We start from the raw sequence: 21,905 nt of genomic DNA, 5'->3' as shown, positions 1-21,905 counted from the left end.
ACACCGCGCCATCAATGCCCCCACTCTCAACGGCAGTCGTCGAACTGCCGAGGGTACCGCCCGTCGCGGTGCTCCCCGGCGTCACGGGTTTTCGTGACCGGGAACGGGCGGTAGTGGGGTGGGGGGTGTCAAGAGGCGAATTCTGGTGACTACTGCGGTGGTCGGGTATCGCGGAAGGTGATCCTCGCGTCGTCGTCGAACGAACCGAGGAGTTTCGTCCCCATGCCCACTGATGACCACGGGTCGCTGCCCCTGACCTCGGCGCAGGCCGGTGTCTGGTTCGCGCAGCGACTGGACCCCCTGCGTCGTGACTACGCCATCGGCGAGTATCTCGAGATCCACGGAGCCCTGGATCCGGAGCTCTTCCAGGAGGCGCTGCGGCGGATGCTGGCGGAGACCGAGGCGCTCGGGATGCGCTTCGGGGAGAGCGACGGGGCGGTGTGGCAGCGGCCGGCGGCCGGGCTGCCGCCGTTCCGGCTGGAGACGGTCGACGTGAGCGGTGCTCCCGATCCCGTCGCCGCCGCCGAGGCGCGGATGCGGGCCGAGTTGGCGAGGCCGATGGACCCGGCCTCCGGTGATGTGCACCGGCAGTTGCTGGTACGCACCGGGCCCGAGGTGTTCTGCTGGATGCAGGGCTACCACCACATCGTCGCCGACGGTGTGAGCGGGCCGCTCCTCGCCCGCCGGGTCGCCGAACACTACTCCGCGCTGGTCGCCGGCGGCAGCGTGCCGCCGACCGATGCCGTGCCGTGGCGGGAGATCGTCGCCGAGGAGGAGGCCTACCTCGCCTCCGGGGCGCGGGAGGCCGACCGGGCGTTCTGGCAGGGCGTGCTGGCCGACCTCCCCGAGCCCGTCGGGTTCGCGGGGCGGCCGGGGCAGCAGGGGCAGCAGGGGCAGCCGACGCAGTCGGGGCAGTCGGGGCAGCAAGGTGGGGGCGGTTCCGTCGCGGCCATGTGCGACGTCGTGCGGGTCAGAGGTGACGTGCCCGACGGCGACGCGCGGATGCTGCGCGAGGCCGCCCGGACGTACGGGACACGGTGGTCCGCCCTCGTCATCGCGGCGGCTGCCGCCTACCTGCACCGGGTCAACGGCTCCGAGGACGTGGTGCTGGGGCTGCCGGTGACCGGGCGCGCCACGGCCGCCGCCCGTCGTACGCCCGGCATGTTCTCCCGTGTCCTGCCGCTGCGTCTGGCCGTCACCGGCACGACGACCCTCGGCGAGCTGGTGCGCCGCACCTCGGCCGGCATCAAGGACGTGCTGCGGCATCAGCGGTACCGTATCGAGGAGGCCCACGGCGGAGCGCGGCTGTGGGACGCCACCGTCAATCTGATGTCCTTCGACTACGGGCTGGCCTTCGGCGGGGCCCCGTCCACCGTCCACAACCTGACGGTCGGCCCCGTCGACCATCTCACGCTCAACGTCTACGACCGCGGCGGCGACAGCCCGCTGACCGTGCAGGTCGAGGCGGCTGCCGGTGAGATGGACGCCGACGAGGCGCATTCCCACCGCGAGCGCTTCACCCGGTTCCTCGCCGGCCTGGCCGCCGCCGGGCCGGACGCCGTCGTCGACTCACTCGGCCTGCTCACGCCCGACGACGAGCGCCGACTCGCCGTCTTCGCGGACGGCGGGGCGGCCGACGCGCCCGCCGACCGCTGTCTGCACGAGCTCTTCGAGGAGCAGGCTGCCCGCACCCCGGACGCCGTCGCCGTCGTCTGCGACGGCGAGGAGGTGACGTACGGCGCTCTCGACGCCTGGGCGGACGAACTCGCCTGCCTACTGCGGCCGTTGACGGGGCCGGGACGGCCGGTCGGGGTGCGTGTCCGCCGCTCGCCCGCGATGGTCGCCGCGCTGCTCGGTGTCCTCAAGGCGGGTGGCTGCTACGTGCCCCTCGACCCGGCGCTGCCCGCCGCGCGCGTCGCGTATGTGGTGGACCGAGCCGGGATCGGTGCCGTCGTCGTCGATGCGGCGGACAGCGGTGGGGGGCTGCTGCCGGAGCGTACGGCTGTGGTGCCGGTGCGGCGGGCGCGGGAGGAGGGGGAGGTGCGGGATGTACGGGATCTGCGGGATGTGCGGGGCGCGGGTGCCGTGGTCGTCCCGGATGGACCGGATGGTCCCGGTGGCCGGGGTGGTGCCGGGCGTGCGGTCGTGCCTGCGCTCTCGGCTGCCTATCTGCTCTACACCTCCGGCAGCACCGGCGAGCCCAAGGGCGTCGTCGTGCCGCATGCCGCCGCGGTCGACTTCGTGCACGCCCATCTCGCGGTGGCGGAGGTCGGGGCCGGTCAGGGCGGGGGCGAGCGGTTCCTCGGGTTCGCGGCGCTGTCCTTCGACGTGTCCGTGCTCGACGTGTTCGGCGCGCTGCTGAGCGGCGGCACGCTGGTCCTGGCCACCGACGAGGAACGCACCGACCTGGACCGGCTCCAGTCGCTGATGGCCCGCCAGAAGGTCACAGTCGCCGACCTGCCGTCCGCGCTGCTGCCCCTGTTGGACCCCCGCGCGCTTCCCGCGCTGCGCTTCCTGTCCACCGGCGGCGAGGCCCCGTCGGCCGACGCGGTGGCGCGCTGGGCGGCCGGGGGCCGCGAGGTGTGGAACGGCTACGGCCCCACCGAGGCCACCGTCGAGGTGACCATGCACCGTTGCGCGCCCGGTGACGGCGGCCGGGTGCCGCCGATCGGCCGGCCGATGGTCAACCACCGTGCCTACGTGGTGGATTCGCGGCTGCGGCTGCTGCCTCCCGGCGCGGCGGGCGAGCTGTGCGTGGCGGGCGCCGGTCTGGCGCAGGGGTACGCGGGACGCCCGGGACTGACCGCCGATCGTTTCGTGCCCGACCCGTTCTCGGACGTCCCCGGGGCCCGGATGTACCGCACGGGCGACCTGGTGCGCTGGTCGGCGGACGGGGACCTGGAGTACCTGGGCCGTATCGACCAGCAGGTCAAGGTGAACGGCTACCGCGTCGAACTGGGCGAGATCGAGACCGTTCTGGGCCGTCACCCCTCGGTGCGGCAGGCGGCGGTCGACGTTCGGCCCGCCCCGGGCGGCGGGCGGCGTCTCGTCGCGTTCGTCGCACCGGAACCCGGCGGAGTGGTCGCGCCCTCGGCCGAACTGGCCGCGCATCTGGCCGAGTTCCTGCCGCACTACATGGTGCCCCACATCTTCGTCGCCCTGGACGCGCTGCCCCTGACGGCCAACAAGAAGGTCGACCGCCGGGCGCTGCCCACGCCGGGACCGGACCAGGAGCCGGAACCGGACACGCCGGCGCGCGAGCCCGCGGCGGGCCCCGAGGGCACGCTGTGCGCGCTCTTCGCTGACGTGCTGGGCCGCGCCGTCGCGCCCGACGACAACTTCTTCTCCCTCGGCGGCGACAGCATCGCCGCCCTCACCCTGGTCAGCCGCGCCCGCGCACGGGGCCTCACGTTCACGCTGGGCGACGTCTTCACGCACAAGACCCCGGCCGCCCTCGCCGGCGCGGTCGGCAGCGCGATGGACAGCTCCCTCGACGCACCGGACGCCATGTCCGAACAGGGCGACTCCGTCGAGAAGTTCGGCGAATCGGCGACTACGCCTGTCATGCGGTGGCTGCTCGACGGGCCGGGACCGATCGGCCGCTTCAGCCAGTCGATGACCCTCACCCTGCCCGCCGGCGCTGACGACGCCCGGCTGGTCCGCGTCTTGCAGACGGTCCTCGACCGGCACGCGGCGCTGCGGCTGCGCGTGGCCGAGGGGCCGGACGGGCGCCCCGCCCTCGTGATCGGCGAGCCCGGTTCGGTCGACGCCGCCGGGGTGTTGCGGCGGGCGGACGAGCCCCTCGACGCGCAGACCGCCGGGGCTGACGCGGCGGCGGAGCTGGACCCGGCCCGAGGGGTGCAGGTGCGGGCCGTGCGGTGGTGCGGCGGCGACGGTCTGCCGGACCGACTGCTGCTGTGCGTGCACCACTTGGCCGTGGACGGCGTGTCCTGGCGCATCCTGCTCGACGATCTCGCCGCCGCTTGGGATGCGGTCGCTGGTGACGGCGACTCGGCGGCCGGTGACGGTGACGCGGTGCTGCCGTCGCAGGGCGCCGGCACCCCGTTCCGCGTCTGGGCCGCCCACCTCCAGGAGTTGGCCGTCTCCCCCGAGGTGCTGGCCGAACTCCCCTACTGGCGACGGACCCTGGCACCGAACACGAACACGGGCACGGGCACAGACACGCTCACGGACTCGCACGCGAACACGGACGCACCCTCGCCGGAACTGGACGTGACGCCCGCGCCGTGGGACCGGGCGCCCGACCCGGCGCGGGACACCATCGGCACCACCCGCACCCGTACCCTGACCCTCCCGGCGGAGACAGCCGGGCCCCTGCTGACTTCCGTGCCCGTAGCCCTCCGCACCGGCCCCGCCGAGGTATTGCTGACGGCGCTCGCCCTGGCCGCCCGTCATCCCGGTGTCGCCGGGGTCGGCGGCCCGGACTCGCTGCTGCTGGACCTGGAGGGGCACGGCCGGGCGGACCGGACGGGCCGGCACGATCTGTCGCGCACGGTGGGCTGGTTCACCACCCAGTACCCGGTCCGGCTCGACCTGCGCGGGCTCGACCTGGCCGCGGCCGGGCAGGGCGACGGGGACGCGCTCGCCGCGCTGGCCGGGCGGGTGCACGGCTGCCTCGCCGCCGTCCCGGACCACGGCACCGGTTACGGACTGCTGAGCCGTCTGAACCCAGAGACCGCGAGTGAGTTGGCCCGACTCCCCCAGCCGCGCGTGCTGTTCAATTACCTGGGCCGCTTCGACGGCGCGGACCACGGGCCTTGGAGCCCGGCCCCCGGCGCGGGCGCACTCGCCGCCCACGCCGATCCCGCGATGCCGGTCGACCACTGCCTCCAGATCGACGCACTTGCGGTGGAGGGGGCGGACGGTCCGTCCCTCACCGCCGTGCTGACCTGGCCGGAGAACCTGCTGGCCGAGGAAGAGGCCGACGCGCTTGCCGACGCTTGGCTCGCTGCCCTGCGCCTGCTGGCCGAGTCGTCTCCCGAGGCCCCGGACAGCCCCGTCCGCGCCGACCTCGCGCCGGCCGGCCTCTCCCGTGGGGACATGGACGGCCTCGCCGAACGGCACCCGGGACTGACCGACGTACTGCCCCTGTCGCCCCTCCAGGAAGGCCTGTTCTTCCACGCCGCCTACGACGCCACCGGCACGGACGCCTACACCGGCCAGATCGTCCTGACCCTGGACGGCCCGCTCGACGCGAGTGCCCTGCGGCAGGCCTGCGGGGCCCTGCTGGCACGGCACGACGCGCTGCGGGCGGCGTTCACCGACCGTGGGCTCGACCGTCCCGTGCAGGTGGTGGCCGGCGATGTCGAGGTCCCGTGGGCCTCGGTCGACCTCACCACGCACCCCACGGACGAACGCGACGCCGTCTGGGAGCGACTGCTCGCCGACGACCGGGCCCGGCGATTCGACCTGGAGCGGCCTCCGTTGGTGCGCTTCACCCTCGTCCGCGCGGGTCAGGACCGGCACCGGCTGCTGATGACGAACCATCACATCCTGTGGGACGGCTGGTCGTCCGCCGTTCTCCTGCGCGAACTCCTCACCGGTTACGCGGACTTGACCGGTGCCGAGCCTTCCTCGCTCGCCGCGTCGGCAGTCCCCTACCGCGACCACCTCGCCTGGCTGGCCGGCCAGGACCGGGAGGCGGCGACGGCGGCCTGGCGGGACGCGCTGGCGGGCCTGGACGAGCCCACCCTGCTGGGCTCCGCGGACCCGAACAAGCTCGGCGCGCTGCCGGAGCGGACCACGGTGGAGCTGTCGCCGGAGGCGACCGCTCGGCTCACCGGGCGGGCCCGGTCGGCGGGCATCACGCTCAACAGCGTCGTGCAAGGGTGCTGGGCGATCCTGCTGGCCCGGCTCACGGCCCGTGAGGACGTGGTCTTCGGCGGCACGGTCTCCGGGCGCACCGCGCCGGTCGCGGGGATCGAGAGCATGGTGGGGCTGCTGATCAACACCCTGCCGGTGCGCTTCCGGGTGCGGGACGAGGAGACCCTGCTCGCCGCCCTGACCCGCTTCCAGGACGAGCAGGCCCCGCTGATGGACCACCAGCACCTGGGGCTGGCGGACATCCAGCGGGCGGCCGGGCTCGGCACGCTGTTCGACACCGCGGTCGTCGTCGAGAACTATCCGCTGGACCTCGCGGAGATGCGGGACCTGGCCGGTGGAGTGCAACTGGCCGCCGTCGACGGGTCGGACGCGACGCACTACACCGTCAACCTCATCGTCCTGCCGGGAGAGCGGCTGCGGCTGCACCTCGACCACCGGCCCGACGTCCTCGACACGCGAGCCGCGCTGAGCGTCGCCGAGGGACTTCAGCGGCTGCTGACGGCGGTCGCCGAGGAGACGGAGGCGACGACCGTGGGCGAGGTCGACGTCGTCTCGGCCGAGCAGCACCGGATGATCGCGGAGTGGAACGACACGGCGGCGCCCGTGCCCGCGACCACGCTCGTGGAACTGTTCGAACGGCAGACCGCCCGCACCCCGGACGCCCTCGCGACCGTGTTCGGCGACGAGCGTCTGACGTACGCCGAACTCGACGCCCGGGCCGAGGCGCTCGCCGCCGGGCTCCGCGCCCGGGGCGCGCGACCGGAGGAGATCGTCGCGGTCGCCCTGCACCGGTCCACCGAACTGGTCGTCGCGCTGCTCGCCGTCCTCAAGTCGGGTGCGGCCTACCTTCCGGTCGACCCCTCCCTGCCGGCGGAGCGGATCGCGTTCATGCTGTCCGACGCCGCGCCGGTACTGCTGCTGACCACCTCCGACGTGGCCGACGGGCTCCCGGCCGCAGCGTCGGCGCCCCGGTTGCTCCTGGACGCCGAAGGGGGCGGCGGGACGGCGGACGCGGCACCCGCGGTGTCCGTCGCACCCGAGCCGGGTGAGCCGGGAGGGCTGCTGCCGTCCCATCCCGCCTACGTCATCTACACCTCCGGCTCCACCGGCCAACCCAAGGCCGTCGTCGTCGAGCACTCCGCGATCGTCAACCGGCTGCTGTGGATGCAGGACCGGTACGGGCTCGGGCCCGACGACCGGGTGTTGCAGAAGACGCCGTTCGGCTTCGACGTGTCGGTGTGGGAGTTCTTCTGGCCGCTGCTGACCGGCGCCGCCCTGGTGGTCGCCGAGCCCGGCGGGCACAAGGACCCGGCGTACCTGGCGCGGGTGATCCAGCGGGAGTCGGTGACCACCGCGCACTTCGTGCCGTCCATGCTCGCCGCGTTCGTGGCGGAGCCCGCCGCCGCCGGCTGCCGTTCGCTGCGCCGGGTGGTGTGCAGCGGCGAGGCGCTGCCCGAGGAGCTGAAGAACCGCTTCCTCGACGTGCTCGACGTGCCGCTGCACAACCTGTACGGGCCCACCGAGGCTGCCGTCGACGTCACCCACTGGGACTGCCGCCGCGCGGACGAGGGGCCGGTGCCCATCGGACGGCCGATCTGGAACACGGCGCTGTACGTGCTCGATCCGGCGGGCCGACCCGTCCCGGTCGGGTTCCCGGGCGAGCTGTTCCTCGCCGGGGCGGGGCTGGCCCGCGGCTATCTGCGGCGGCCCGCGCTGACCGCGGAGCGTTTCCCGCTCGACCCGTTCGGGCCGCCGGGTTCGCGGATGTACCGCACCGGCGACATCGCGCGGCTGCGGGCGGACGGCGCGGTCGAGTACCTGGGCCGCACCGACGACCAGGTGAAGATCCACGGCTTCCGGATCGAGCTGGGCGAGATCGAGACCGCCCTCGCGCGACAGGCCGGGGTGGGACGGGCCGCGGTCGTGGTCCGCGAGGACACGCCGGGCGAGCGCAGGCTCGTCGGCTATGTCGTCCCGGAACCGGGAGCGGCTCCGGAAGCAGGGGCGCTGCGCGCCGAACTGGCGCGGAGCCTGCCCGAGTACATGGTGCCGCTGGTGGTCGTCGTGGACGCGCTGCCCGTCACGCCGAACGGCAAGCTCGACCGCAGGGCCCTGCCGGCGCCGACCGCGGCCCCGAGCGGGCACGAACCGCCGGACGGCGAGATCGAGGAGCTGGTCGCGGCCGTGTGGAGCGCGGTCCTCGGCGTCGAGGACGTCGGACGCCACGACGACTTCTTCGCCCTCGGCGGCCACTCGCTGAGCGCCACCCGGGTCGCGGCGCGGCTGCGCCAGTCGCTGGCCCTGGAGCTGCCCCTGCACATGCTGTTCGAACAGCGGACCGTCGCCGCGCTCGCCGTGGCGGTCGAGACCGCCCTCCTCGCCGACATCGCCGCCTCGACGGCGGACGACGCGCTGCCCCTCATGTCCCCGATATCCCCCACAGCCCCCACAGCCCCCACGTCAAGCACGTCCCTCACGTCTTCCGTGGCCCACGCTTCGCAGGGAGAGACCTCGTGACCATCCAGGAGAGCACGCCGGGCGCCGCCGACAGCCGGCTGGCCGCCGCCCGTGAGCTGATGCGCCGCCGGGTGCGGTCGGCCCTGGCGGACGCGTCGGCGGTCACGGGCGAGACGCCCGCCGCCGCCACGCCTTCGACCACCAGCTCCACGCCCCCGACCACCAGCTCCGCGCCGCCGCACACCCCCGCCGCGCCCGTCGCCTCGTTCGCTCAGGAGCGCATGTGGCTGGTGGACCGGATGCGGGGCGGTGCGTCCGGCTACGCGATACCGGAGGTCGTACGGCTGCGCGGACCGCTGCGCCGGGACCTGCTGCGGCGGAGTCTGACCGCCGTCGTCGGGCGGCACGCGCCGCTGCGGACGGTGTTCGAGGAGCGGGACGGGCAGCCGGTCCCGGTCGTGCTCCCCGCCCCCGACGAGGTGCCGCTCGCCCTGCTCGACCTCGGCACGGCCGGTGACGGCGCACACGGCACAGACGACACAGACGGCGCACACGGCACAGCCCGTGACGGCGCGGCCGGTGACGGCATCCCCGCGGCGGACGTCGAGCAGCGGGCCCTGGACCTGGCCCGGGAGGAGGCGCGTCGGCCGTTCGACCTCGCCGCCGGGCCGCTGCTGCGCGCCCTGCTGATCCGCCTCGGCGCGGACGACCACGTGCTGGTGCTGGTCGTCCATCACATCGCCACCGACGGCTGGTCCATGTCCCTGCTGTGGCAGGAGCTGTCCGAGGGCTACGCGGCCCTGCTGCGGGACGTGCCGCCGCGCGTCCCCGAGCTGCCCGTCGCCTACCAGGACCACGCCCGCCGCCAGCGGGAGCGCCTGGCGAGCGGCGCGCTGGACGCCGGGCTGCGGCACTGGGAGGAGCGGCTGGCCGGTCTGGAGCCGCTGGAGCTGCCGACGGACCGGCCCCGGCCCACCCGTCGCAGCGGCGGCGGGCACAGCCTGCCGTTCACGCTCGACCAGGAGCTCACCGACCGGCTGCGCCGGCTGGCCGAGGCGCGCGGTGTCACCCTGTTCATGACGCTGCTCGCCGGTTTCCAGGCGGTCCTGGCCCGGGTGTCGGGCCGTACGGACATCGCGGTCGGCACGCCGGTCGCGGGCCGTGACCGGGTCGAACTGGAGCCGCTGATCGGCTTCTTCGTCAACACCCTCGTGCTGCGCACCGACTTGTCGGGCGACATCGGCTTCCAGGAGCTGCTGGGCCGCGTCCGATGGGTGTCGCTGGACGCGTACGACCACCAAGAGGTGCCGTTCGACCGGCTGGTGGAGCGGCTGAGCCCCGAGCGGTCCGGCGACATGAACCCGCTGGTGCAGGTGATGTTCGCCGCGGCGAGCGACGAGACGGCGGCGCTGCGTCTGCCGGGCGTGGGCGTCGAGACCGTGGCGTGCGACTTCGGCGCGTCGCTGTTCGACCTGAGCGTGTTCGTCTCCGAGGGGGCCGACCGCTGCACCGGCTCGCTGGTGGCCGACACCGACCTGTTCGACCCGGCCACCGCCGAACTGCTGCTCGGTCACTACCTGGAGCTGCTGTCGGCGGCCGTGGAAGCCCCCGACCGGCCGCTCGCGGAGCTGCTGCCCGGTGACGACTCCGCCGCCCGCCTCGTCGCCGGCGGCCACGGCACGGTGCGCGAGGACCTGGCGCCCGCCGCGCCGGGCGAGCTGTTCGCCGCGCAGGTCCTGCGCTCCCCCGGCGCGACGGCCGTGGTCTGCGGCGACGACCGGCTCAGCTACGCCGAACTCGACGCCCGCTCGGACGAGTTGGCGGCGCGGCTGCGGGCGGGCGGGGTGGTCCGCGAGACGCCGGTTGCGTTGTTCATGGACCGCTCGGTGCACGTGCCGGCGGCGATGCTGGCGGTGCTGAAGGCGGGCGGCGCGTATGTACCGCTGAACCCGGCCTTCCCGGTGCAGCGCCTGCACTGGATGCTGGAGCGCACCGGCGTGCGCCTGCTGCTCACCGATCCGGCCCTGGCCGGGCACGAGGCCGTCGTGGGGTCGCCCGTGCCGGTGCTCGACGCCACCGAGGGCTCCGCGCTCGACACGAAGGCCGGCCCTGCCCGGCCCGACGCCGTGATGCACACCCCCGACCAGCCCGACGCCGTGATGCACACCCCCGACCAGCCCGACGCCGTCGTCTGCACCCCCGACCAGCTCGCCTACGTCATGTACACCTCCGGCTCGACGGGCGAGCCCAAGGGCATCGGCGTGACTCAGGGGAACATCGCGGCACTCGCCCGCGACTCCGCCTTCGGCGCGCCCCACCGCAGGGTCCTCGCCCACTCGCCGCTCGCCTTCGACGCCTCCACGTACGAGGTGTGGACGCCGCTGCTGACCGGCGGCACGGTGGTGATGGCCCCGCCCGGCCGGATCGGCGCGGACACGCTGGCCCGGCTGGTGCGCGAGCACCGGATCACCGCGCTGTTCCTGACCGCGGCCCTGTTCGACCTGGTCGTCGAGGAGCGCGTCGAACTGCTCACGGAGCTGCGGGAGGTGTGGACCGGCGGTGAGGCCGCGAGTCCCGTGTCCTTCCGGCGGGCCCTGGAGGCGGCTCCCGGCACCGTGCTGGTGAACGTCTACGGCCCCACCGAGACGACCACGTTCGCCACCGCGCACCGGCTGACCGGCGGGGACGGCAGCGCGGTGGAGGGCCGGGTGCCGATCGGCTCGGCGCTGGACGACACCCGGCTGTACGTGCTCGACGAGCGTGGGCGTCCGGTGCCGGAGGGCGCGGTCGGCGAGCTGTGCGTCGGCGGCACCGGTGTCGCCCGCGGCTACCTCGGCCGGCCGGGGCTGACGGCGGACAGGTTCGCCGTCGACCCCTACGGGCCGCCCGGGGCGCGGATGTACCGCACCGGGGACCTGGCCAGGCGACGCCCGGACGGCGCCGTCGACTACCTGGGCCGCGCCGACCAGCAGGTGAAGATCCGCGGCTTCCGTATCGAGCCGGGCGAGATCGAGGCCGAGCTGACCCGCTGCCCGGGGGTGGGCCGCGCCGCGGTCGTCGTCCGCGAGGACACCCCGGGCGAACCGTGCCTGGTCGCCTACGTGGTGGCCGCCCCCGGCGCGGACGCCGACCCCGGGGAGCTGCACCGCGCGCTCGCGGACCGGCTGCCCGCGTACATGCTGCCCGCCGCGATCGTGCCGGTGCCCGGCCTGCCGATGACGCCCAACGGCAAGCTCGACCGGCGCGCGCTGCCCGCCCCCGGTGAACAGGCCCTGCGCAGGGCCGAGTTCGCGGAGCCGCGCACGGAGACCGAAGGGCTCGCCGCCGAGGTGTGGGCCGAGGTGCTCGGCGCCGGCCGCGTCGGCCGGCACGACGACTTCTTCGCCCTCGGCGGGCATTCCCTGCGCGCCACCCGGGCGGTGTCGCGTCTCGGCGTGCGGCTGGGCGCGGAGGTGCCGCTGCGGCTGCTGTTCGAGCACCCGGTGCTGGAGCGGTTCGCCGCCGCGCTGGACGCGCTGCGGCTCGACGCGCCGGACGCCGCCGCGGACCGGGTCGTGCCGCGTCCCGCCGGGAGCACCGCGCCGCTGTCCTTCGCGCAGCAGCGCCTGTGGTTCCTGGACCAACTCCAGCCGGGCCGCCCGGACTACAACATCCCGGTCGCCGTCCGGCTGGAGGGCGCGCTCGACGCGGAGGCCCTGCTGGACGCGCTGCGAGCGGTGGTCGCACGGCACGAGGTGCTGCGTTCGCGGCTGACCGAGGGTGCGGACGGGCCCGTCCAACTGGTGGAGCCCGCCGAGGTGTTCGAGCCGCTCCTGACGGATCTCGGCGGGCTGTCGGCGAACGAGGCCCGGTCGCGGGCGCTCGGTCTGGCGCACGCGGACGCCGCCGCCCCGTTCGACCTGACCCGGGCGCCGCTGCTGCGGGCCCGTCTGGTGCGCGTCCACGCCGAGGAGCATCTGCTCGTCCTCGTCCTGCACCACACCGTGGGCGACGGCTGGTCGATGCCCGTGCTGTGGCGGGAACTGTCGGACGGTTACGCGGCCCTGCGGCGCGGTGAGCGCCCCGCGCCGCCCGCCCTGCCCGTCCAGTACGGCGACTACGCGCACTGGCAGCAGCGCCGGCTGGCGGAGGGCGCGGCCGACCGGGGCATCGCGCACTGGCGGGAGCGGCTCGCCGACCTGCCCGCGCTGGAGCTGCCCACGGACCGGCCCCGGCCGCACACGCGGACCGGCGCGGGCGGGACGCTGTCCTTCGAGCTGCCGCCGGAGCTGGCCGGGCGGCTGGGGAGTCTCGCCCGGGAGCGTGGGGCGACGCTGTTCATGGTGCTGCTCGCCGGTTTCCAGTCGCTGCTGGCCCGGTGGACGGGGCAGCACGACCTGGCGGTCGGTTCACCGGTCGCGGGCCGGGACCGCACCGAACTGGAGCCGCTCATCGGGTTCTTCGTGAACACGCTGGTGCTGCGCACCGACCTGTCCGGCGACCCGACGTTCGGCGAGGCCGTGCGCCGGATCCGGGAGACGGCGCTGGCGGCGTTCGAGCACCAGGACGTGCCGTTCGACCGGCTGGTGGAGGAGCTGCGCCCGGAGCGCGACCTGAGCCGCAACCCGCTCTTCGACGTCCTCTTCCAGCTGCATCCCGAGCAGTTGGACACCCTGCCCCTGGAGGGCGTGCGCACCGCCTCGCTGGACACCGCGAACGGCACGGCCAAGTTCGACCTGAGCCTCGCCGTCACCGAGCACCCGGGCGGTCTGACCGGCACCCTGAGCTACGCGTCCGACCTGTTCGACCACGCCACGATGGAGCGTTTCGCCGGGCACTACGCGCGGCTGCTGCGCTCCGCGGCGGCCGATCCGGAGACGCCGCTGTCCCGGCTGGAGGTGCTGTCGGAGGCGGAACGCGCCGCGCTGCTCGGCGCGAACGACGCGCCCGGCGGGCGGGAGTTCCCCACGCGGGCGGCGACCCTGCACGCCCTGGTCGAGGAGCAGGCCCGCCGCCGGCCCGGCGCGGTCGCCGTGACCTGCGCGGGACGCTCCACCACGTACGGGGAGCTGGACGCCGACGCCAACCGGCTCGCCCGGCGGCTGCGGGAGCTGGGCGCCGGCGCGGGGTCGACGGTCGCCGTGATGACCGGACGCGGTACCCGCACGGTCGCCGCCGTCCTGGCCGTTCTCAAGGCGGGCGCGGCGTACGTGCCGGTGGACCCCGGCCAGCCGGCCGAGCGGGTCCGCACGGTCCTCGCCGACAGCGGGACGCGGGTGGCGGTGACGGACGGGTCGTCCGGCAAGGTCGTGGCCGCCGGGCTTCCGGACGGTGTGACGGTGCTGGACCTGGACCGGGAGCAGGCGCTGATCGACGCGCTGCCGGCGACGCCGCCGTCCGCCGCGGCCGGCCCTGGTGACCTCGCCTATCTGCTCTACACCTCGGGCTCCACCGGGCGTCCGAAGGGCGTCGCGGTGCCGCACGCGGCGATCACCGGCTATCTGGCCGCGCTGACCGGCACGTTCGGTCTCGGTGAGGAGGACACGGTCCTCGCGCGGACGGCGCTCACCTTCGACCCGTCGGTGCGCGACCTGTTCGCCCCGCTGGCGACGGGCGGCCGCGTCGTGCTGGCCACCGCCGAAGAGGCGGACGACCCGGACGCGCTGGCCCGGCTGCTGCACGCCGAGCGGGTCACGGCCGTCCTGTCCGTCGTCCCGTCGATGCTGGCCCTCGTCGTGGCCGCGTCGCCCGGCCCGTCGGCGGACCTGCGGCTGGTGCTGACGACCGGCGAGGCGCTCACCGCGCCGCTCGCCGACGCGGCGCGGGCGCTGGGCGTCCCGGACCGGCTGCGGCTGGTCAACCAGTACGGGCCCACCGAGTGCACCAACACCACGACGTACCACGTCGTCACGGACGAGGACGTGGCCCGTGGGCGCGTCCCGATCGGCAGGCCGCTGCCCGGCGCGCGGGTGCGCGTCCTGGGTCCGCGTCTGGAGCTGCTGCCGGCGGGCGCGGTCGGCGAGCTGTACATCGCCGGGCGCGGTGTGGCGCGCGGCTATCTGGGCGATCCCGGCCGCACCGCGACGGCCTATGTGCCCGACCCCTACGGTCCGCCCGGCAGCCGCATGTACCGGACGGGCGATCTGGCCCGGCTGCGGGCGGACGGGGTGCTGGAGTTCCACGGGCGGCGCGACAACCAGGTGAAGGTGCGCGGACACCGGGTGGAGCTGGGCGAGGTCGAGGCCGCGGTGCTGCGGCATCCCGCGGTGGCCCGCACGGCGGTGGCCGCGCACGGCACCGGAGCCGACCGCACTCTGGTCGCCTATGTGGAGTGGCACGCGGACGGGGCGCCGCACGGCGGTCCGGCGGAGGTGCTGGACACCGTGCGCGCGACGCTGCCGGCCGCGCTGGTGCCGTCGTCGGTCGTGGTGCTGGACGCGCTGCCGCTGACGCCCAACGGCAAGACGGACCGCAAGGCGCTGCCGGCTCCCGCCCCGGGCGCGGGCGGCGCGGACCGGCCGCACGTCGCGCCCCGGACGGCGCTGGAGCGGACGGTGGTCCACGTCTGGGAGGAGATCCTCGGGGACGGCCCGGTCAGCGTCCTGGACCACTTCTTCGAGCGGGGCGGGCACTCGCTGAAGGCCACGCGGGTGGTGTCCCGGCTGCGCAGACTGCTCGGCCTGGACGTCCCGATGCGGTCCCTGTTCCAGCACCCCGTCGCCGAGGACTTCGCCCGCGCCCTCGCGTCCCTCGGCGCGGACGAGGAGCCGGGGATCCCGGTGCTGCCCGTAGGGCCGTCGCCGCTCTCCTTCGGCCAGCAGCGGCTGTGGCTGCTGGACCGGCTCCAGCCGGGCCGCCCGGACTACAACATGCCCGGCACGACACGCCTGACGGGGGAGCTCGACGCGCAGGCCGCCCTCGACGCCCTGCGGGACGTCGTCGCCCGGCACGAGGTGCTGCGCTCCCGTGTCGAGGAGGGCGGCCCTGGCGGGTCCGCCCGGCTGGTGACCGAACCGGCCGACGTGTTCGAACCGGTCTTCACGGACCTGTCCGGCGACGACGCCGGGACGGCCGACCGACGGGCCCTCGAACTGGCCGGCGCGGACGCCGCCCTGCCCTTCGACCTGACCCGCGCGCCCCTGGTGCGCGCCCGGCTGATCCGGACCGCGCCGCGCGAGCACCTGCTCGTGGTCGTCGCCCACCACGCCGCGTTCGACGGCTGGTCGGCCGGGGTTTTCTGGCGGGACTTCTTCGCCGCCTACCGCGCGCGGACCGGGGACAGCGACGAGCCGCTGCCCGAACTCACCGTCTCCTACCGCGACTTCGCCGCCTGGCAGCGTGAACGGCTCAGCGGCGAGCTGCTGGAGCGGCAGCTCGCGTACTGGCGGGAGCGGCTCGCGGGGCTCGCCCCGCTCGAACTGCCCACGGACCGCCCGCGTCCCGCCGCCCCCTCGGGGCGCGGCGACCGGCACTCGTTCACCGTCCCCGCGCCCCTCGTGGAGCGGCTGCGCGCCCTCGGCCGGGGCCGCGAGGCGACCCTCTTCATGGTGCTGCTGGCAGGCGTCCAGGCCCTGTTGGGCCGCTGGGCGGGCACGCACGACGTGGCCGTCGGCTCGCCCGTCGCGGGCCGTGACCGGGGTGAACTGGAGCCGCTGGTGGGCTTCTTCGTCAACAACCTCGTCCTGCGCGCGGATCTCTCCGACGACCCCGCCTTCGCCGATCTCGTCGCCCGGGCCCGGGACACGGCGCTGGAGGCGTACGCCCACCAGGAGGTGCCGTTCGAGCGGCTGGTGGAGGAGCTGCGCCCGGAGCGCGACCTCAGCCGCAACCCGCTGTTCCAGGTGATGCTGGTCCTCAACGAGGAGCCCGCGCCGCCGCGGCTGCCGGCGGGGATCACCGCCGAGCCCCTCGAACTGGACAGCAGCGCCTCGAAGTTCGACCTGTCGCTCTACTTCACGGAGGAGGAGGGCGAGTTGCGCGGCGAGGCGGTGTTCGCCACCGACCTCTTCGGCCGGCCGAGCGTGGCCCGGCTGACGGCGGCCCTGCTGGAGCTGCTGTCCGCGGCCGCGGCGGCCCCGGACACCCGCGTCGGCTCGCTGGCGCTGCTCCCGGGGGGCCGGGAGCAGGAGTTCGCCGCCCGGTGGAACGACACCGCCCAGCCGGTCCCGGAAGCGCCGCTGCACGAGCGCGTCGGGGAGCAGGCGGCCCGTACGCCGGACGCGGTCGCCGTCGACGACGGCCGTCGCCGGCTCGACTACGCCGGGCTGTGGGACCTCTCGGGCCGGGTCGCCGACCGGCTGGCCGCGCTCGGCGCGGGCCCCGGCACGGCGGTCGCCGTGAGCGTCGACCGGTCCGTGCTGCTGCCGGTCGCCCTGCTCGGCGTCCTGCGCAGCGGCGCCCGGTACGTCCCGGTCGACCCCGGATATCCGGCCGAGCGGATCGGCCACATGCTGTCGGACAGCGGCGCGCGGCTGCTGATCGCCTCGGACGGCCCGGTCGGCGCACCGCCGGTCTCCGGTCCGGTGCGGGTGCTCAACGTCGCCGACCTGGTGGACGACCGCACGGCCGCCCCCGAGGCGGCGTCGGCCCCGGTGCACCCGGAAGACCTCGCGTACGTGCTGTACACGTCCGGCTCGACCGGCCGTCCCAAGGGCGTGATGGTGTCGCACCGGGCGCTGGCCAACTTCACGCACGACATGGTGCGCAGGCTCGAGACGGGCCCCGGCGATGTCGTCGCCGCCGTCACCACCGCGTCCTTCGACATCGCCGTGCTCGAACTGCTGGTGCCGCTGACCTGCGGGGCGCGGGTACGGGTCGTGGACCGTGAGACCGCCCGGGACGGCAGGCTGCTGGCCAAGGAGCTGGACTCGGCCGGGGCCACGGTCGTCCAGGCGACGCCCGCCACCTGGCACCAGCTGATGGAGGCCGGCTGGGAGAGCCCGCGGGTCCGTGCCCTGTGCGGCGGCGAGGCGCTGCCGACGGCGCTCGCCGCGCGGATGCGGTCCGCCCTGGGCGTCGTATGGAACGTGTACGGGCCGACGGAAACCACCGTCTGGTCGACGGCGCACCGGCTCTCCCCCGAGGACCCCGACGGGCCCGCGCCGATCGGCGAGGCGCTCGCCAACACCCGGCTGCACGTGCTCGACGAGCGGCTGCGACCGCTGCCGGTGGGCGTGTTCGGCGAGCTGTACATCGGCGGGGACGGGGTGGCCCGCGGCTACCACGGCCGGCCCGCCCTGACCGCGGAGCGGTTCGTCGCCGACCCGTTCGACGACGGCGGCCGGCTCTACCGCACGGGTGACCTGGTGCGCAGGCTCGCCGACGGCGGCCTGGAGTACCGGGGCCGGGCGGACGGGCAGGTCAAGGTGCGCGGCCACCGTATCGAGCTGGGCGAGATCGAGGCGGCGCTCGCCCGCCGTCCCGAGGTCGCGGCGGCTGCCGCCGCCGTGCACGGGAGCGGTGTGGACGCGGTCCTCGTCGGCTATGTGGTCTGGCGGGACGGGGACGGCGATCCGGCGGCGCTGCGCGACTTCCTGCGGGAGGAGCTGCCGGCCCCGATGGTGCCCGGCGTGCTGACCGCGCTGGAGCGGCTGCCGCTCACCCCGAACGGCAAGCTCGACCGCCGGGCCCTGCCCGCCCCCGCGCCGGGCGCCGACCGTGCGGCCGACGCGCCGCGGGTGGCTCCGCGCGACGCGGCCGAGCTGCGGATGGCCCGGCTGTGGGAGGGGGTGCTCGGCACCGGACCGGTCGGCGTCAGGGACGACTTCTTCGCCCTGGGCGGCCACTCGCTGAAGGCGTTCGAGCTGATGTCGGCCGTGCGCGCGGAGTTCGGGGTGGAACTCCCCCTGAACCTGATCTTCCGCAGGCCGACGGTGGAGCTGCTGTGCGAGGCGCTGCCCGAGGCGGCAGCCGCGTCCGGCCGGCTGCTGGTACCGCTCTCCGACGGTGCGGACGGCGGCGACGGCCGTCCCCCGCTGATCCTGTTCCATCCGCGCGGCGGCGACGTCGTCTGCTACCTGGACCTGGTCCGGGAGCTGGCGAAGACCTCCGACGGCTCCCGGCGGGTGCTCGGTGTGGAGGCGGTGGGCTGCAACACCGACGACGCTCCGCTCGACGACGTGTCCGCCATGGCGGAGCGGTATCTCGCGGCGATCCGCGCGGAAGTCCCGTCCGGCCCCTACCTGTTGGCGGGCTGGTCGTTCGGCGGCACCGTCGCCTACGAGATCGCGGCGCGGCTCGAGGCCGCCGGCGAGCGGGTCGCCTTCCTCGGCCTGATCGACTCCGCCGCTCCCGGCCCGCGCGCCGGGGCCGAGCCGGATCCCGGGGACGACGACCTGCTGCGCCACGGACTGGCGGCCGGCCTGGACGCCGCCGAGGCGCGCGCGCTCGACGAGGAGGCCCTGCTCGACGCCCTGGTCCGCAAGGGGCGCGACAACGGCAGCCTCCCGAGGCACTGTGCCCCGCAGGCGCTGCGCCGGATGCTGCGGGTCGCCTCGGCCAACGGCACGGCGGCGGCCGGGTACCGCACCGAGGCGGTTCTGGACACCCCGGTCCATCTGTTCACGGTGTCCGAGGTGCACGCCGAACTCGCCACCCCGCTGGTGGATCCGGCGCCCTGGCGGGCGCGGGCGAGCGCGGTGCGTCACCTCGCGATCCCCGGCGACCACCACACGCTGGTGGACCCCCCGCACAGCGCGGTGCTGGCGGACCGGCTCGCACGGGCGATCGCCGACGCGACGCCCCGGCCGGGCTCCGGCGACTGACCGACCACCGCCGAATCGAACCGACCGACCGACCGACTTACCAATCGACTGACCGACTAACCGACGAACCAACGAACCGATGAACGAGGAGAAGCACCATGAGTGACGAGACGACGCGGCAGTACCTGGTCGTGGCCAACGACGAGGAGCAGTACTCCCTCTGGGAGGCGGGCCGGCCCGTCCCGGCCGGCTGGCACCCGCAGGGCGTGCGGGGCTCGCGCGAGGAGTGCCTGGCGCACATCGAGCGGGTGTGGACCGACATGCGTCCGCTCAGCCTGCGGCTGAGCATGGCCGGCTGACCCGACGACCGAAGGGAACCGCGCCGCCCGGCGCTCCGCCGCCCGTGGAGCGCCGGGCGGCGCGCGGTTCCCGCGAGGAATGGACGGACCGTGATGAATCTACGAACGCCCCTAAGGACCCCCCAGGCCCCCCGGGCCTGGCGGACCGCGCCGCTGCTGGCCCTCGTGGCCGTCGCCGGGGTGTCCGCGCTGGGGCTCGCGGCGACCCTGGTCGCCGTGCCCTGGTTCGTGCTGCACAGCACCGGCAGCGGCACCTGGACCGGGCTGGTCGCCGCGGCCGAGACCGCGGGCCTGCTCTGCTCGGCGGTGCTCGCGGGACCGGTGGTCGACCGGCTGCCGGCGCGGGCCGTGAGCCTCGGCGCGGATCTGCTGACCGCGTCGGCGCTCGCCCTGATCCCCGCGCTGCACGCCGTGGACGCGCTGGCGCTGCCGGTGCTGGTCGTGCTGGTCTTCGTGGTGGGGGCGGCCCGCGGCCCCGCGGAGACCGCGCGCCAGCTGCTGCTGCCCGACGCGATGGAGCGGGCGGGGGTCGCCCTGGAGGCGGGCACCGGCTCGGTGGAGGCAGCGCGCCGGATCGGTCTGATGGCCGGGGCGCCGCTGGCGGGCCTGCTCATCGCCGTCGTCGGGCCGGTGCGCACCCTGTGCACGGACGTGGGCGCGGCGCTGCTGTGCTGTCTGCTGGTGGCGGCCCTGGTGCCGGCCGCGCCCCGGCCCCCGGGCAAGGGCGACTCCGGCGGGTCGGGGGCGTCGTATCTCGCGGACCTGCGGGCGGGTTGGGCCTACCTGAACGGCGACCGGCCGGTGCGGGCGGTGACGGCCGTGCTCCTGGTGACCAACGCGCTGGACGGCGCGCTCAACGGGGTGCTGTACCCGGCGTACGGGACGCGGGTGCTGGACAGCAGCGCGCTGTTCGGGGCCATGGTGACCGCGATCGGGGCGGGGGCCCTGCTGGGGGCGGCCCTGTACGGCCGCGTCGGGCGCCGGCTGCCGCGCCGGGCCCTGTTCGTCGGCGCGTTCCTCCTGGTCGGCGCGGTGCGCTGCGCTGCGCTCGCCGCCGAACCGCCGCCCTGGGCGCTGTTGTCGCTGCTCGCCCTGTCGGGGCTGGGGTCGGGGGCGCTCGCCCCGCTGATGATGTCCGTCGCCTACGAGCGGGTGCCCGAGGAGGTGCGCGGCCGGGTGTTCGGCATGCTCACCGCCTGCGCCCTGGCGGCCACACCGCTGGGGATGCTGGGGGCGGGACCGGTGCTGGACGGCTGGGGTCTGACGCCCGCGCTGCTGGCGACCGGCGTGGTCTATCTCGGGGTCACTCTGACGCCCCTGGTGTTCCGGGTGTGGCGGGAGTTGGACGTGAGACCACCCCGAAGCGCCCCGATCGCCGACCGATCCGCACCGAATGCGGAGGTTTGCCGCCCCTCACTTTAGAGTCAGGCAGCTTGATGAGCCGCCGGATGGATCGATGTGGGGCGGTCGCGGCGGCAGGGTTGGTCCTGCAAGACAACGACCGAACGGCCCGGGAGATCACCCCCGGGCCGGCTCATCCACCTGCTGGGGGAACACCATGACGAAGCGTCTCGCACTGGCCGTCTGCACCGTCGCCGCGGCCTTCGCGGCCGTCCTGACGGGGACCGCGGCGACCGCGCCGGCCGACGGGGGCGCCACCCGGATCACGGCGGGCGACCGGCCCGTGGTCGACGTCAGGGCGACGACCGGCACGGCGACGAGCGGCTCGAGCCGCCCGAAGCCCCCGACCGACACCTCCTGGGGCGGCTGACCGGCGCGCGGCGTCCGGTGAACGCACGGAACGAGGCGCCCCGCGGGGCGCCTCGTTCCGTATGTGCGTGTGCGTACGTGGGGGCGTGTGCGTCTGTGTGAGCGTGTGCGTATGTGGGCGTGGTGGGTGCGAGCTCGGGCAGGGGGTCCTGCCTTCAGCCCGTCAGCGGCCCCTCGGGGGTGAGGACGACGACCGTCCAGCGGGCGCCGGCGGCGGGTTCGGCGGTACGCGCCCAGCCGGCGGGGACGTAGAGCACCTCGCCCGCGCGCAGGCGGTAGCGGAGGGAGGCGTCCTGGCCGTCGTCGCCGGCGCCGGCGATGTTCCAGGTGGCCGCGCCCGCGATCTGATGGACCAGCAGATGGCCGGGCGGGACGCCGACGGGGGCGGGGCGGGCCGCGAGGCCGGTCGCGGCGGCGATCTGGGCGGCGAGCGCGTCCAGGTCGGGCGTCGCCGTCGGGGTCGCGCCGTCGTCCGTGCCACCGTTCGTGCCGTGGTCCGACCCGACACCAGCCCCGACACCAGCACCGTCGCCGTCGCCGTCGCCGAGGAGCGGATGGTCGTGTTCCGGCCACAGGACGCCCGGGGCGCGGCCCAGGTGGAGCGCGACGAAGAGGGCGACCTCCCGCAGGTGCTCCCCCGCCGGGCCGGCGGGGCGTTGGACGGGCCGGGCCCGCGGCGGGCCTTTCGGAGATCCCGCCGTCGGCCCGTCGAACGGCATGTTCATCGTGCGCCCCTCAGTCTGTGCCTGGCTCGCCGGCGCACCGCGACAGCCGTGCGCGCCGGGCCGCGTAC

General features: G+C 75.3%; 6 protein-coding genes. 5 read left to right on the top strand and 1 reads right to left on the bottom strand.

The genetic code is table 11. The features are described 5' to 3' along the window. The first annotated feature begins 222 nt into the window (after positions 1-222). The 5 genes from ACFYX4_RS21635 (at position 223) to ACFYX4_RS21615 (ending at position 21,113) form a co-directional block, all read left to right on the top strand. Positions 223-8,361, top strand: a complete 8,139-nt coding sequence (locus tag ACFYX4_RS21635) for an amino acid adenylation domain-containing protein (RefSeq protein WP_389335493.1) — start codon at positions 223-225, stop codon at positions 8,359-8,361. Then, positions 8,358-19,043, top strand: a complete 10,686-nt coding sequence (locus ACFYX4_RS21630; RefSeq protein ID WP_389335491.1) for an amino acid adenylation domain-containing protein — start codon at positions 8,358-8,360, stop codon at positions 19,041-19,043. Before ACFYX4_RS21635 ends, ACFYX4_RS21630 begins: the two co-directional genes overlap by 4 nt. Positions 19,044-19,141: 98 nt before the next feature. After that, positions 19,142-19,342 carry an MbtH family protein gene (locus tag ACFYX4_RS21625; RefSeq protein WP_355999330.1) on the top strand — a complete coding sequence of 67 codons (201 nt, stop codon included), beginning with the start codon at positions 19,142-19,144 and terminating at the stop codon, positions 19,340-19,342. A gap of 93 nt (positions 19,343-19,435) precedes the next feature. After that, on the top strand, positions 19,436-20,764 hold the full coding sequence (locus tag ACFYX4_RS21620) for an MFS transporter (RefSeq protein ID WP_389335487.1): 1,329 nt from the start codon (positions 19,436-19,438) through the stop codon (positions 20,762-20,764). Between the two features lie 136 nt (positions 20,765-20,900). Next, complete coding sequence (locus ACFYX4_RS21615) at positions 20,901-21,113, top strand: hypothetical protein (RefSeq protein ID WP_389335484.1); 213 nt, start codon at positions 20,901-20,903, stop codon at positions 21,111-21,113. Between the two features lie 154 nt (positions 21,114-21,267). Here ACFYX4_RS21615 and ACFYX4_RS21610 read toward each other — a convergent pair whose 3' ends face one another. Next, a complete protein-coding gene (locus tag ACFYX4_RS21610) occupies positions 21,268-21,837 on the bottom strand; it encodes a hypothetical protein (protein ID WP_389335481.1) in 570 nt (189 codons plus the stop codon). Positions 21,838-21,905: the final 68 nt, after the last annotated feature.

This window comes from Streptomyces sp. NPDC002328 (assembly GCF_042890065.1).
Taxonomy (GTDB): domain Bacteria; phylum Actinomycetota; class Actinomycetes; order Streptomycetales; family Streptomycetaceae; genus Streptomyces.
The sequence above is the reverse complement of the archived record's forward strand: the minus strand, read 5'-3'. Positions and strand labels throughout refer to the sequence as shown.